Source organism: Dyella sp. BiH032 (assembly GCF_031954525.1).
In the GTDB taxonomy this organism is placed as follows: domain Bacteria; phylum Pseudomonadota; class Gammaproteobacteria; order Xanthomonadales; family Rhodanobacteraceae; genus Dyella_D.
In genome coordinates this window covers 485,736-497,997 of the sequence record NZ_CP134867.1, presented here as the reverse complement: position 1 = coordinate 497,997, position 12,262 = coordinate 485,736, and the positions used below count along the sequence as shown (strand labels likewise).

The following is a 12,262-nucleotide window of genomic DNA, read 5'->3' as shown; positions in this document are numbered from 1 at the left end:
ATGGGGAGCGTTATCGCTCGAACACCAGCAGCGTCGACGTCGCCGACGCGTACAGCTTTCCGTCCGCGTCCTTGAGCGTGGCTTCGGCGAAGGCGGCGCGGCGGCCGATGCTGAGCACGCGGCCTTCCGCACGCAGCCGGCCGGTCTCCTGTGTGATCGCCTTGTGGTACGCGACCTTCAGTTCCAGTGTCGTGTAGCCCTGGGTCGGCGTCAGGCGCGAATGCGCCGCGCAACCGCAGGCAGAGTCGAGCAGCGTGGCGGCATAGCCGCCGTGCACGGTGCCGAGCGGGTTGTAGGCGCGCAGCGACGGCGTCGCTTCGAAGGCGGCAAAGCCTTCGCCGGCATCGACCAGCACGAAATCCAGCGTCTCCCCGATCGGCGGGCGGCCGCCCATCTCGATCATCTTGCGCAGCTGTTGCAGACCCGTGAGTCCAGGCGGCAGTTGGGCGACGAGATTCATGGCAGGTCCTCGAGACGGTAGCGGTGCTTGAGCGCCATGCGGCCGCGCATGAGGATGGCGTCCGAACGCTTTTGGCGCGGCTCCGCGCGGGCCAGCATCAGCGCGCCGGCCAGCTCGGCCATCAGCGTGTCGGCCTGCGCATCGGCGTCGGCGTGGCCCAGTTGTTCCAGCAGGCGCGCGAACTCGTGCTTGAGACGGTCCGCACCGCGCGCGAACGCTTGTTTCGCCGGCGCCGAAGCCCGCGGGATGTCCGACAGCAAGGCGGCCACCGGGCAGCCGCGGCCGGCCGCGTCGCGATGCTGGCGCGAGAGGTAGAAACGGATGTAGCTCCACAGGGCTTCGGCCGGCGGCAGCGCGGCGGTCTTGCGCAGGAACCACTCGCAGCTCTCGCTGAACATGGCGTCGATGGCTTCGGCGATGAGCGCGTCCTTCGAGGCGAAATGCGCATAGAAACCGCCGTGCGTCAGACCGGCCTTGGCCATGACGCCAGCCACGCTCACCTGCTGCGGACCGGCCTCGCGGATGGCATCTGCCGCCACCTTGAGCACCCGGTCATAGGTTTCCTGCTTGTGTTCAGCGCGGTATCTCACGGGCCTTGCCTCGGAGTTATATGATGCCCATCATACAAATGCGCTTGGGCGACCGCAACGGACGCGTCGCCGCGCCCTGATACCTCCACTACCCGGAACGAGCATGAAAAATCTTTTGGATACCGCCATCGAAGCGCATGGCGGCTGGGACCGCTGGCAGCAGCTGCGCAGGCTGAGCGCACAGGTGTCCATCGGCGGCGCCATGTGGCACCTGAAGGGCTGGCCGGAAGTGTTCGCCGATGTCCACGTCAGCATCGACCCGCATCGGCAGCACACCGAATACACACCTTTTCTCCACGACGGGCAGCACGCGCTGTTCGAGCCGGATCGCGTCGCGATCGTCGCGGACGACGGCAAGGTCATCGAAGAACGTCACGCGCCGCGCCAGGCTTTCGCCGGCCACGTCCTCACCACGCCATGGGACGCTCTGCACCTGGTCTATTTTTCCGGCTATGCGATGTGGAACTACCTGACGGCGCCGTTCCTGTTCAAGCTTCCCGGCTTCCAGACGGAAGAGATCGAGCCTTGGGACGAGAACGGCGAAACCTGGCGCCGCCTCAAGGTGACTTTCCCTGAGGACGTCCACGGCCATACACGCGAGCAGGTGTTCTACTTCAGCGAAGACGGGCTGCTGCGCCGCCACGATTACCGCGTGGACATCATCGGCAGCGGCGCCGCCAGCGCGCACTGCGTGTCCGAACACCGGACGATCGGTGGCATCGTCTTTCCGACGCGGCGGCGCGTCCACCCCATCGGCCCGGACAACCGGCCGCTGCCCGAACGCACGGCGGTCTCCATCGACGTCCACCACGTCGACCTCGCCTGACACGGTGCGCAGGGCTTATCGGACCGCCCCCAGAGCCACGGCGACCGGACGCGAGTCCGGTCAGTTCGCCAACGGCGGCTCCGCCACGGCGGGCCGCCGCACACTCAGTGCCGTGCCCGCCGAGGCCACGATGATCGCCCCGATCGCCAGCCACTGCAGCAGGCTGAGCCGTTCGCCGAGCAGCGTGACACCGGCCATCGCGGCCACGGCCGGCTCCAGGCTCAGCAAGGTGCTGAAAGTGCGCGCGGGCAGGCGCGTCATCGAGACCATTTCCAGCGAGTACGGCAATGCCGAACTGAGCAGGGCCACGCCGAACGCATAGGGCAGCAGCGCCGGCGAGAGCAGCGCGCTACCCGCGTGCGCGACGCCGAAGGGAATCGCCACCAGCGCGCCGATCGTGGTACCCAGGGTCACCGCGTCCTTGCCGTAGGCCGCGCCCGTGCGCTGGCCCAGCACGATGTACAGCACCCAGCCCACGCCCGCGGCGAGCGCATACATGACGCCCACTGGGTCGAGCGACTGCGCCTGCCCGCGCAGCGGCAGCAGCAAGACCAGCCCGGCGATCACCAGCGCGATCCACACGAAATCGACCAGGCGCCGCGAACTGAACATCGCCAGCGCCAGCGGGCCGGTGAATTCCAGCGCCACCGCGATGCCGAGCGGGATCGTCCGCAGCGAGAGATAGAACACCAGGTTCATTGCACCCATGGCCAGGCCGTAACCCCACAGCACACGCCAGTCGCCCTTGCGGTTCGACCGGCGCCAGGGCCGACGCCACAACAACAGGATGAGCGCGCTGAGCCCCAGCCGGTACGCCGTCGCACCCTGCGCGCCCACCTGCGGGAACAGGTGCTTGGCCAGCGAGGCGCCGCACTGGTACGAGACCATGGCGATCAGCAGGGCGCCGATCGCGATGGCGATCTGAGCGTTGGAACGGGGAGGCATGGGAGCGGTCGTGGCGGGGACAATGTGGGCATGATGCCAGGATGCGCGATGGTGGGGCGATGGTGGGCGCATGTTGCTGACAGGGTGTGGCAGCAATGGTGGAGGCTCAGGTTCGTCAACCTCGTTTACGGAGCGCCGCTGGGGTGATGCTCAGCACGCCGGCCGGCTCCTCGGGGACCCACCGACTCATGCGCCTTGACGCCCGCCCGTGATCCACCTGGCCGTCGTCGCTTCGCTTTAGCCACGTTTCCGCGAGCACCCGCCCCTCATCCCGCCTTCTCCCCGGAGGGGAGAAGGAGAAGTGCGGTACCGAGGCGAGAACAACCCAAACAAGAGCGAGCGAAGCGACGCTCCGTATGGCTCTTGGTCTCCCGGGTTCCCTTCGCGGCGGTGAGGGCTGGACGATCAGGCCGCCGAAGGCGGGCGGGGACAGGGATGTCCCCGCCTTTTCGATCAGGGCAGGGATGCCCTGTCGAAAAGCCCGGCCAGCCCTCAACGCACCCGCAGCAGCGAAGGCTGCGGAGGGCGCCGCGCAGGGGGCCCTTCTTCTTGGTTACTTCTTCTTGGGCAAGCAAGAAGAAGTAACTCGCTCTCCGGCAGGAGAGCGAAACCCTCGCCCTTTGGGCGAGACAAGCAAGCCACGAGGCGACAATCGAGCGGACACCACAACCCAAAAAAGAAACGGCCGGGCCCTGGGAAAGGCCCGGCCAACATACCGTTCAAGGGGAGGGCGCCGGCGCCGCATCGAGACTCCGGCTAGGGATCGAACGGCAAAGCTCCGGCGGCGCGGCCTGTGCCGCGCCGCACGATCACATCAGAACCACACACCCACCTGCACGCCGAACGTCCGCGGCGGCAGATACTGCGAGACGTACTGGAAGCTGCCGTCCGGCATCGCAAAGCGGCCGGCGCTGGTACGCACGCGTCCGTCGGTGAAGTTCTGCACGTAGGCGGAGGCCCACCAGCGGTCCTGCGGCTCGGTGTAGCGCAGGGCCAGGTCGCCGCGGAAGTAGGCCTTCTGCTTGTCGCCGTCGCCCAGGTTGAACGTGCTCAGCCACTGGTCGCCCTGGTACTGGCCGCTGAAGCGCGGCGTCAGGCGGCCGCCGTTGCCCAGGTGGAAATCGTGCTCGTAGATCGCGGTGAGCGACACGGTGGGCGCATGCGGCAGGTCGTTGCCCGAGATGTCCATGCACGCGGAGATGCCCGACTGCGGCGCGCACGGCGGCAGGCCCTGGTAGTCGTTGCTGCCGGCGTAGAGCAGGGTGCCGAGCGTCTTCTTCGGAATGTACGAGAACACCAGGTTGGCGCGGTCGTCCTTCTGCTGGAAGGCCAGCTCGGACTCCAGGCCCGCTACCTTGGTGCTGCCCTTGACGTTGTTGAAGCCCAAGCCGCGGTTGCCGTCCGGATAGGTGATCGGCGCGGACAGCTGGAAGTCCTTGAAGTCCTCGTAGTACGCCGCCGTGTTCCAGGTCAGCTTGCCGTCGAGGAAGACGAACTTAGTGCCGATCTCGTAGTTGGTCAGCTTCTCCGGCTTGTACAGCGTGCCGGCGTCCTGCGTGCCGCCGGACTTGTAGCCGGTGGACACGCTGGCGTACAGCAGGCCGTTGCTGCTGATGTCGGTATCCGCGCGCACCAGCCAGGTCACGCGGTCGTCGCTGTACTTGGCGTCGTTGCGCGTGGAGATGTTGAAGCCAGTCGCCGGGCTCGGATACGTGCTCGGCGCGATCGGCACCTGCGGCACGGTCGGGTCGTAGGCCCAGCCCCAGCCGCGGCCGTCGATGTTCTTCTTCACGTCGTCGGACCAGCGCACGCCACCGGTGAGGCGCCAGTGGTCGGACACATGCCAAGTCGCCTGGCCGAACGCCGCGGTCGACTTCACCGTCTCCTTCGGCTGGATGAAGGAGCCCTGCCATGCGACGGACTCCGACACCATCGTGCCGTTCATGATCGGGATGTCGAAGCGGATGTTGTTGTCTTCGTAGCCGTAGTAGGCACCGACGATCCAGTCCACGGTCTGCTCGCCGGTGGAGCGCAGGTTGAACTCGTGGCTGTAGCTCTTGTAGTTGGAGGAATTGGTGCGGTCGTTCTGCGACTGCGCGCCGGTGGCGAAGCTGGTCGGCACCTGCACGCCCGAGTCCTGGTCGAACTGGCTCTTGCCGGAGAACTTGTTGTAGCCGGCGATGTAGCTCAGCTGCATGCCGTCGTTGATGGTCCAGTCCATCCGGCTGCGCACCGTGCCGGAGTTGCGGTGCAGGTACGGCGCGGTGTCGATCAGCGCCGACCAGAAATCCTGCCCCTGGCGCGGGGTCTGCATCAGGCTCATGTTGAGCGTGCCGCGGTCGATGAAGTACTCGTACGCGAGGTTCCACTTGAACGCATCGTTCGGCTGCCACAGCGCGCTGACGCGGGCGGCGGTCTGGTCCTGCGCGCTGTACTTGTCGCCGCCCTGCACGAACAGGCTGGGGTCGATCGGGCGGAACTTCGCCGGGTTGCCGCCGCCGGCCAGGTACGCCGCCTGCTGCTGTGCGATGCTCGGCAGCTGCCCGGCAGGATTCTGGTAGTCCACGTAGCCGTCGTGCTGCACCTTCGCCACGGCCACGCGCAACGCGAACGTGCTGCTCACCGGCAGGTTCACCGCCGCGCGCGCGCTCGTCAGGTTGTAGTTGCCGGCTTCGATCTGCGCGTTGCCGTAGAAGCCTGCGGCGATGTCGGGCTTGGCGGTCTGGAAGCTGATCGCGCCCGCGGTGGAGTTGCGGCCCCACAGCGTGCCTTGCGGGCCACGCAGCACTTCGACGCCTTCCATGTCCAGCAGCAGGCCCGAAGCAGCTTCGGCGCGCGGCGAGTACACGCCGTCGACGAAGGTGGCCACTTCCGGATCGGCATATTCGGTCTTGGCGCTGTCATTGCCGATGCCGCGCATGGTCAGCGTCACCACGCCGTGGTCGCCCTGCGCGGTGCCCTGCAGGCCCGGCACCAGCTTGGTCAGGTCCTGCACGGTCATCACGCGCTCCTTGTCCAGGAGATCGGGCGTGATCGCGCTGACGGCGACGGGGGTTTTCTGCAGCGGGGTCTCGCGCTTGGTCGCGCTCACCTCGATGGCATCCAACTGCTTGACCTTCTTCTCCGGCGCCGTACCCGGCGCCTGGGTGTTCTGCGAGGTGTCCTGCTGATCGGCCGCGAACACCGCACCCGGAGCGAGCGCGAATGCCATGGCGACGTACAAAGCCGAGTAGCGCAACTTCATGAAGTCTCCCCTCATATCGTCCGTAGTTGGAGCGCCGCCATCCCCCGACGGCTGCGCAGGTGTTCAAGGTGAAAATGACAGCGCTGTCATTGGCGGATGATAGACCGGTCTTTCCGCAGAAGCTTGACGCGCGGCAGCACGCGTGAAGACCTCGTCAAACCGTTGGTACAACTGGCTTTGCGGGCGCCCGCCTCGAACGCCGGCGATGGCTATGTTGCAAAGCGGGCGAGGGCCGGCGGCTTACCGCGACGGGCCTCGCCCGGACAAAATCACTTGGCGCAGTCCACGATCACGTCCGCGTCCGTGCCCAGCGCCACGCGGGACACCACGAGCGTGGCTTTTCCGTCCGCCGTCATGACGAACGGACGATCGATGCGATGCATATCGGCACCGGCGGCGCGGAAGCATTTCAGCGGTACGCCGACGCTCGCCCAGCGGGTGATGGCGAGCGAGGACAGCGGCTTGAGCAGCGACACGCGGCCCATGCAGCCCTGCCCGCAGCCCATGCCGACCCATGCGTCGCCCACCGGCAGCGAGTCCACGCGCAACGTGGTCACCAGCAGCACGTCGCCATTGGTCTGGCGATCGAGATCCATCGGCGCGCCCGCCTGGATCGACACCGACGCGCCGCCCTTGCTCCAACCGAAACGACGTGCGTCTTCCTGCGCCTTGTAGTCGAGCGCCGTCATGCGCAGGCTGCCGTCGGCGGTCGCGGCGGCCGAGACGTCGGCCGGCACGGCGGCACCGTCCGCGCCGGCCAGGCTCATGCGATAGCCGTGCACGGCCTTGCCGCGCTCCAGGTAATTGCCCACCGGAATCTGCTCGCCGGTGATGCCGGACACCTCGGGCAGCTCCGGCACCGCGGTGTGGTCCGCGTAGGTCAGGCCGTATCCGAACGCGAACTGTGCGCCCGCGCTCTGCACCGCGGTGCGCGGCCAGGCGTAGGCAAGCTTGCCGTGGAAGTCGTGCGCAACGCTGCCATCCTTCGCGCGCAGCAGCACGTCCGCGACGCCGCCGCCTTCACTGCCGGGCAGCCCTGCGGCGACGAAGGCATCGGCCGCATTGATCTCGCGGTTCACCCACAACGGACGACCACTGAGAAACACGGCGACGACGGGGATGCCTTCGCCTTTCAAACGACGCAACAGCTCCAGGTCATGCTCGTCGCCCGGGCGATAGAGCAGGTTCGGCAGGTCGCCCTGGAACTCGGCATACGGGTCTTCGCCGAACACCACCACCGCCACGTCCGGCTTGCGCGCATAGCGGCCGTCGGCGGCGATCTCCACCTCGCCACCCGCGGCTTTCACCTGTGCGGCCATGCCTGCGCCGATCGACGTCGCGCCCGGAAAATCGGCGTTCTTCAGGCCCGTGCCCTGCCAGGTCAGCGTCCAGCCGCCGCTCTGGCGCGAGATGTTGTCCGCCGCATCGCCGGCTACCAGGATGTGCTTGTGCGGATCGAGCGGCAGCAGGCCGCCGTTGTTCTTCAGCAGCACCATCGATTCGCGCACGGCGCGCCGCGCCAGCGCACGATGTGCTGGACTGCCGACGATCTCGGCCGAGCGCTTCGCAAGCGGCTGCGCGGAAGGCAAGCCGGCCTCGAATAGCCCCATGCGGAATTTGACGCGCAAGATGCGCGCGACCGCGTCGTCCAGGCGCTTCATCGGCAGCGCGCCGGACTTCGCCTCCGCCAGCGTGTGCTCGTACAGGCCGCGCCAGCTGTCCGGCGCCATCAGCATGTCGACGCCGGCTTCGATCGACGCCGGGCAATCGACGTTGCTGCAGCCGGGCACCTGGCCGTGACCGTTCCAGTCGCCGACCACGAAGCCCTGGAAATCCATGCGGCCCTTGAGCACGTCAGTAAGCAGCGCCTTGTTGCCGTGCATCTTCTGGCCGTTCCAGCTGGAGAACGAGGCCATCACCGTCTGCACGCCGGCGTCGATCGCGGGCGGATAACCGGCCGCATGGATCTCGCGCAGTTGCGTTTCGCTGATCTGCGCATCGCCTTGGTCCGTGCCGTTCTGGGTGCCGCCATCGGCGAGGAAATGCTTGGCTGAGGCGATGGCGTGCGAGGCGTCGAGGAAGCCCGGCGTACCGACCTTGCCCTGCAAGCCTTCGATCATCGCGGTGGCGTACTGCGCGACGATGCGCGGGTCCTGCGAATAGCCTTCGTAGGCGCGCCCCCAGCGCAAATCCTGCGGCACGGCGAGCGTGGGCGCGAAGGTCCAGTTGATGCCGGTGGCGCGCACTTCGGCCGCGGTCGCCGCGCCGATCTCGCGGATCAGTTCCGGATCGCGCGCGTTGCCCAGCGCCGAGTTCTGCGGAAACAGCGTCGCGCCGACGGTGTTGTTGTGTCCGTGCACCGCGTCGATGCCGAACAGCAGCGGGATGGCCGGATGACCGCCGCTGGTGTCCATCGCCGCGCGATCGAATGCGTCAGCCAGCACTTTCCATTGTTCGGCCGTCGCGGTGAGCTTCGCACCCGGCTTGGAGTTGCCGCCGGCAAGGATGGAACCGAGCCGGTACTTGCGCACGTCGTCCGGCGTCACGCTGAGGATATCGGCCTGTATCACCTGGCCGACCTTGTCCTCCACCGACATCTTCGCCATCAACGCCGCCACGCGCTGTTCCAGTGCCGGGTCTTGCGGCAGCGGCCATGTCGCCACAGGCCATCGTTCCGGATGCACCGCGGTATCGGCCGCGAAGGATGCCGCCGGCACGCAGGCAAGCGCCGCAGCCAGCAAGGTGGGTATCGAACGCAAACGACGACCAGACGCCAGCACGTGCCTCTCCCTTCGCCATGGAAACGACCAGCTCCCTCCCCCGGAGCCGTTCAGAGCCGGGAGATTGGCAGAAATGACAGCGCTGTCAATTGGCGGCGCAGCACAAAGAACCGGCTCCCTCTCCCCGCCGGGGGAGATGGTTGGGGTGAGGGGCCCGGCGGAGCGTGGCGTTGAATCTTGCGGTGATCTACGGGGCTTTTTTTGGCTTTCGTAGAAACGTTGCCGCGAGCACCCGCCCCTCATCCCGCCTTCTCCCCGGAGGGGAGAAGGAGAAGTGCAGTACCGCGGCAAGCAGCCAACGACCAAACAAGAGCGAGCGAAGCGACGCTCCGAATGCTCTTGATCTCCCGGGTTCCCTTCGCGGCGGTGAGGGCTGGACGATCAGGCCCGCGAAGCGGGGCGGGGACAGGGATGTCCCCGCCTTTTCGATCAGGGCAGGATGCCCTGTCGAAAAGCCCGGCCAGCCCTCAACGCACCCGCAGCAGCGTAGGCTGCGGAGGGCGCCGCGCAGGGTGCCTTTTCTTCTTGGTTACTTCTTCTCGAGGTCCCCCTTGAGGGGATTGGGCAAGCAAAGAAGAAGTAACTCGCTCTCCGGCAGGAGAGCGAAACCCTCGCCCCGCAAGGGGCGAGACAACGCTGGCCACGAGGCGACAACCGAGCCACATCGCCACTAGCTTCCGGCCTCCGCCGGAATGACGAGGATGAGAGGGCGAGGCGATCGTCAGCGCCCGACGTTGGGGTTCGCAAGCTCACCCCAACCTACGGCTATGTCGAAGCGATAAAACGCGAAACGGCAAACGCGAAACGCGCAGAAAAGAAGCGCCACAAACAGCGCCCCGTTGGCGCCAGCCAACTCACCCCTTCCCCCGCGGCACCTTCCCCGTCGACTCCCTCAACTGCAACGCATACGGCACCTGCAACAGCAAGCCCGTGCCGCGCCCGCGCAACTTGTCCATCAACTGCAAGGTCGCGAGCTTCCCCATCTCCCGGCTCGGCTGCCGCACCGTGGTCAGCGGCGGCCACAGCTGCGTCGCCAGCGGCGTGTCGTCGAAACCGCAGACGGAAAGATCGCGCGGCACCTTCAAGCCGCGCTCGTTCGCCGCCCACATCACACCGGCGGCCATGTCGTCGTTCGCGGCGAAGATGGCTGTCGGCGGATGCGGCAATTCGAACAGCTCGCGCGCGGCGAGCACGCCGGAGCCGAAGCTGAATTCGCCTTGCACGACGTAGTCCTCGTCGTACGGCAGGCCGGCACCGGCCAGCGCGTCCTTGTAGCCCTGCAGGCGCCAGCGGCTGGCGCCGTGGTTGGCGATGCCGAGGATGTGCGCGATGCGCCGGTGGCCCAGTCCGATCAGGTGTTCTACCAGCGCGCGGGCCGCCTGCTGCTCGTCCATGCATACGCCGATGGTGTGCTCGCGGTGCAGCGGCGAAATGCTGGTGTACGGAACGCCATGCTCCTTCAGCCGGCGCAGGAGCGTGGCGTTGTCGGTGAGCGGCGGGGTCATCACGATGCCGTCCACGTGGTGGTCGCTCACCAGTGCGTCAATGCGGCGGATCAGGTCCTGCCCGCGCGTGCGCAAGGGGCACACCATCATGCTGTAGCGGTTGGCGTCGCAGGCGTCGAGCACGCCATCCTGGATCTCCGCCAGGTAGGTCGACGCCGGGTTGTCGTTGTTGTCGTAGAGCATCGCGACGAGGAACGAACGGCTGCCGGCGAGCCCGCGCGCGGCGGGACTGGGGCGGTAGTTCATCGCCTCCATCGCAGCCAGCACTTTCTTGCGCGTGGACTCCTTCACCGACGGCTCGTCGTTCAGGACGCGGGACACCGTCTTGGGCGACACGCCCGTCGCGCGCGCTACGTCTTCAAGGCGGACCCGCATGCATGCTCCCCACATCCCCGTCCGCGGGACTATGCCTGCCGCGGCGGATCGTTTACAAGGACGCGGCCACGTCGATGCCGCGTCGGCGGCCTACCGGCGCCCGCGGTCGAAAGTATCTGCGCGAACGCCCGCTCCCCCGCCGGTCCACGGACATGCCGCGATGAACTCCTCCAAAGCACTCGATCTCGACGCCGTCAAAGCCTTCGTCCTCACCGCCGACCTGCAGAGCTTCACGCGCGCGGCGGAGGCGCTCGCCACCACGCAATCGGCCATCAGCCTCAAGCTGCGCCGGCTGGAGGAGCAGCTGGGCCGGCGCCTGCTGGAGCGCACGCCGCGGCGCGTGCGGCTGTCGGCGGAGGGCGCGCTGTTCCTCGATGCGGCACGCTCGCTGGTCGGTGCGCACGAGCGGGCGGTGGCCTCGTTCCAGGCGGAACGGCGGCGGCTCACGGTGGGCATCAGCCAGCTGATCGTCGGCAGCGAACTGCCGGCGCTGCTGCGCCACATGAACGAACACGATCCGCAGCTGCTGCTGGAACTGCGCGTGGCCGGCTCGCGCGAAGTGATGCAGGCCTACGAGGAAGGCGCCCTGGACGCTGCGCTGGTGGTGCAGCCGGAAAACCGCAACCAGCAAGGCGAACTGCTCTACCGCGAGCAGTTCGCCTGGATCGGCGCCGCTGGCTGGCGCCCGCGGCCCGGCGAACCCCTGCCGCTGTCGACGCAGGGCGAATCCTGCAGCATCCGCGCCGCCGCCGTGCGCGCGCTGGACCAGGCCGGCATCCCCTGGACCGAGGTCTTCATCGGCAAAGGTGCCGCGGTGCTCGGCGCCGCCGCGGCGGCCGGGTTCGCGATCGCGTTACTCGCCCGGCGCGCGGCGCCGGGCGGTACCGTCGATCTCGGCGCGACGCTGGGCCTGCCGCCGCTGCCCAGCCAGGACGTGGTGCTGTACACGGCGCTCAACGACCGCCGCTCACGCCAGGCCCTGCAGGCGCTGGGCGAAGCATTCAAGCGGATCGCGACGGCCTAGTCGCCGTAGCCGTTCGCATCGGTCTTCCGAAGGCCCTGCGCCGTTTTCTGCGCTGGCGATTCGCCATGGTCGGGGCTGCTGCGGAACGGGAAGCCATCGCGCCCGCGCTTGATCCAGGTCACCACCCCGCGGTCGCGGCGGCGCAGGATGCAGGCGTCGTCGAAGAGCCGGCGTGGCCATGCAGGGGGGCCTATGCCCATCGAACTCAACCCGAAGGACATCGAGACGCTCGTTCTGATCGACAGCGGCGAGCTGCACGATGTCGAGGCGAAGGAGGCGGGGCGGCTGATCCTGATGGGCTACCTGGCCCCGCTGGAACTGGACCTTGCCTCGCTGGCGCCGGCCAAGACCGAAACGGACGGGCGCACGGTGTACCTGCGGGTCACCTACGGCGGCGCGAAGCTGCTTGCTGCGCTGCGCGAGAGCCACGCCGCGCCGGTGGAACTGGAACCCTCGCCGGAATAACGCCGCGTTTCCGCCCCCTGTCCGATCGCCAGAGCGCGAGCCGGCACA

The 12,262-nt window shown here is 67.7% G+C and carries 10 protein-coding genes; 3 read left to right on the top strand and 7 right to left on the bottom strand.

Going from position 1 to position 12,262, the window contains the following annotated elements; translation table 11 throughout:
- Nucleotides 1–10 precede the first annotated feature (10 nt).
- On the bottom strand, nt 11–460 hold the full coding sequence (locus tag RKE25_RS02010) for a PaaI family thioesterase (RefSeq protein WP_311840600.1): 450 nt from the start codon (nt 458–460) through the stop codon (nt 11–13).
- Nucleotides 457–1,050, bottom strand: a complete 594-nt coding sequence (locus tag RKE25_RS02005) for a TetR/AcrR family transcriptional regulator (protein WP_311840599.1) — start codon at nt 1,048–1,050, stop codon at nt 457–459. The genes RKE25_RS02010 and RKE25_RS02005 overlap by 4 nt, the downstream gene beginning before the upstream one ends.
- A gap of 103 nt (nt 1,051–1,153) precedes the next feature.
- On the opposite strand from RKE25_RS02005, the gene RKE25_RS02000 reads away from it, so the two are divergent.
- On the top strand, nt 1,154–1,876 hold the full coding sequence (locus RKE25_RS02000) for a hypothetical protein (RefSeq protein ID WP_311840598.1): 723 nt from the start codon (nt 1,154–1,156) through the stop codon (nt 1,874–1,876).
- A gap of 60 nt (nt 1,877–1,936) precedes the next feature.
- Here the strand turns inward: RKE25_RS02000 and RKE25_RS01995 are convergent, their stop codons facing one another.
- The 4 genes from RKE25_RS01995 to RKE25_RS01980 form a co-directional block, all read right to left on the bottom strand.
- On the bottom strand, nt 1,937–2,821 hold the full coding sequence (locus RKE25_RS01995; RefSeq protein WP_311840597.1) for an EamA family transporter: 885 nt from the start codon (nt 2,819–2,821) through the stop codon (nt 1,937–1,939).
- A gap of 814 nt (nt 2,822–3,635) precedes the next feature.
- Nucleotides 3,636–6,065, bottom strand: coding sequence for a TonB-dependent receptor (locus tag RKE25_RS01990; RefSeq protein ID WP_311840596.1), 2,430 nt, complete (start codon nt 6,063–6,065; stop codon nt 3,636–3,638).
- A 269-nt stretch (nt 6,066–6,334) separates the two neighbouring features.
- Nucleotides 6,335–8,749: a glycoside hydrolase family 3 N-terminal domain-containing protein gene (locus RKE25_RS01985; RefSeq protein WP_311842305.1), complete on the bottom strand. Its 2,415-nt coding sequence runs from the start codon at nt 8,747–8,749 to the stop codon at nt 6,335–6,337.
- A gap of 950 nt (nt 8,750–9,699) precedes the next feature.
- Nucleotides 9,700–10,725, bottom strand: coding sequence for a LacI family DNA-binding transcriptional regulator (locus RKE25_RS01980; protein ID WP_311840595.1), 1,026 nt, complete (start codon nt 10,723–10,725; stop codon nt 9,700–9,702).
- Between the two features lie 160 nt (nt 10,726–10,885).
- On the opposite strand from RKE25_RS01980, the gene RKE25_RS01975 reads away from it, so the two are divergent.
- Nucleotides 10,886–11,749, top strand: coding sequence for a LysR family transcriptional regulator (locus tag RKE25_RS01975; protein WP_311840594.1), 864 nt, complete (start codon nt 10,886–10,888; stop codon nt 11,747–11,749).
- Here RKE25_RS01975 and RKE25_RS01970 read toward each other — a convergent pair.
- Entirely contained in the window at nt 11,746–11,949 is a 204-nt protein-coding gene (locus RKE25_RS01970; protein ID WP_311840593.1) for a hypothetical protein, read from the bottom strand. The two genes, RKE25_RS01975 and RKE25_RS01970, sit on opposite strands and share 4 nt — an antisense overlap.
- On the opposite strand from RKE25_RS01970, the gene RKE25_RS01965 reads away from it, so the two are divergent.
- Complete coding sequence (locus RKE25_RS01965) at nt 11,942–12,214, top strand: hypothetical protein (RefSeq protein WP_311840592.1); 273 nt, start codon at nt 11,942–11,944, stop codon at nt 12,212–12,214. The two genes, RKE25_RS01970 and RKE25_RS01965, sit on opposite strands and share 8 nt — an antisense overlap.
- The last annotated feature ends 48 nt before the right edge of the window (nt 12,215–12,262 follow it).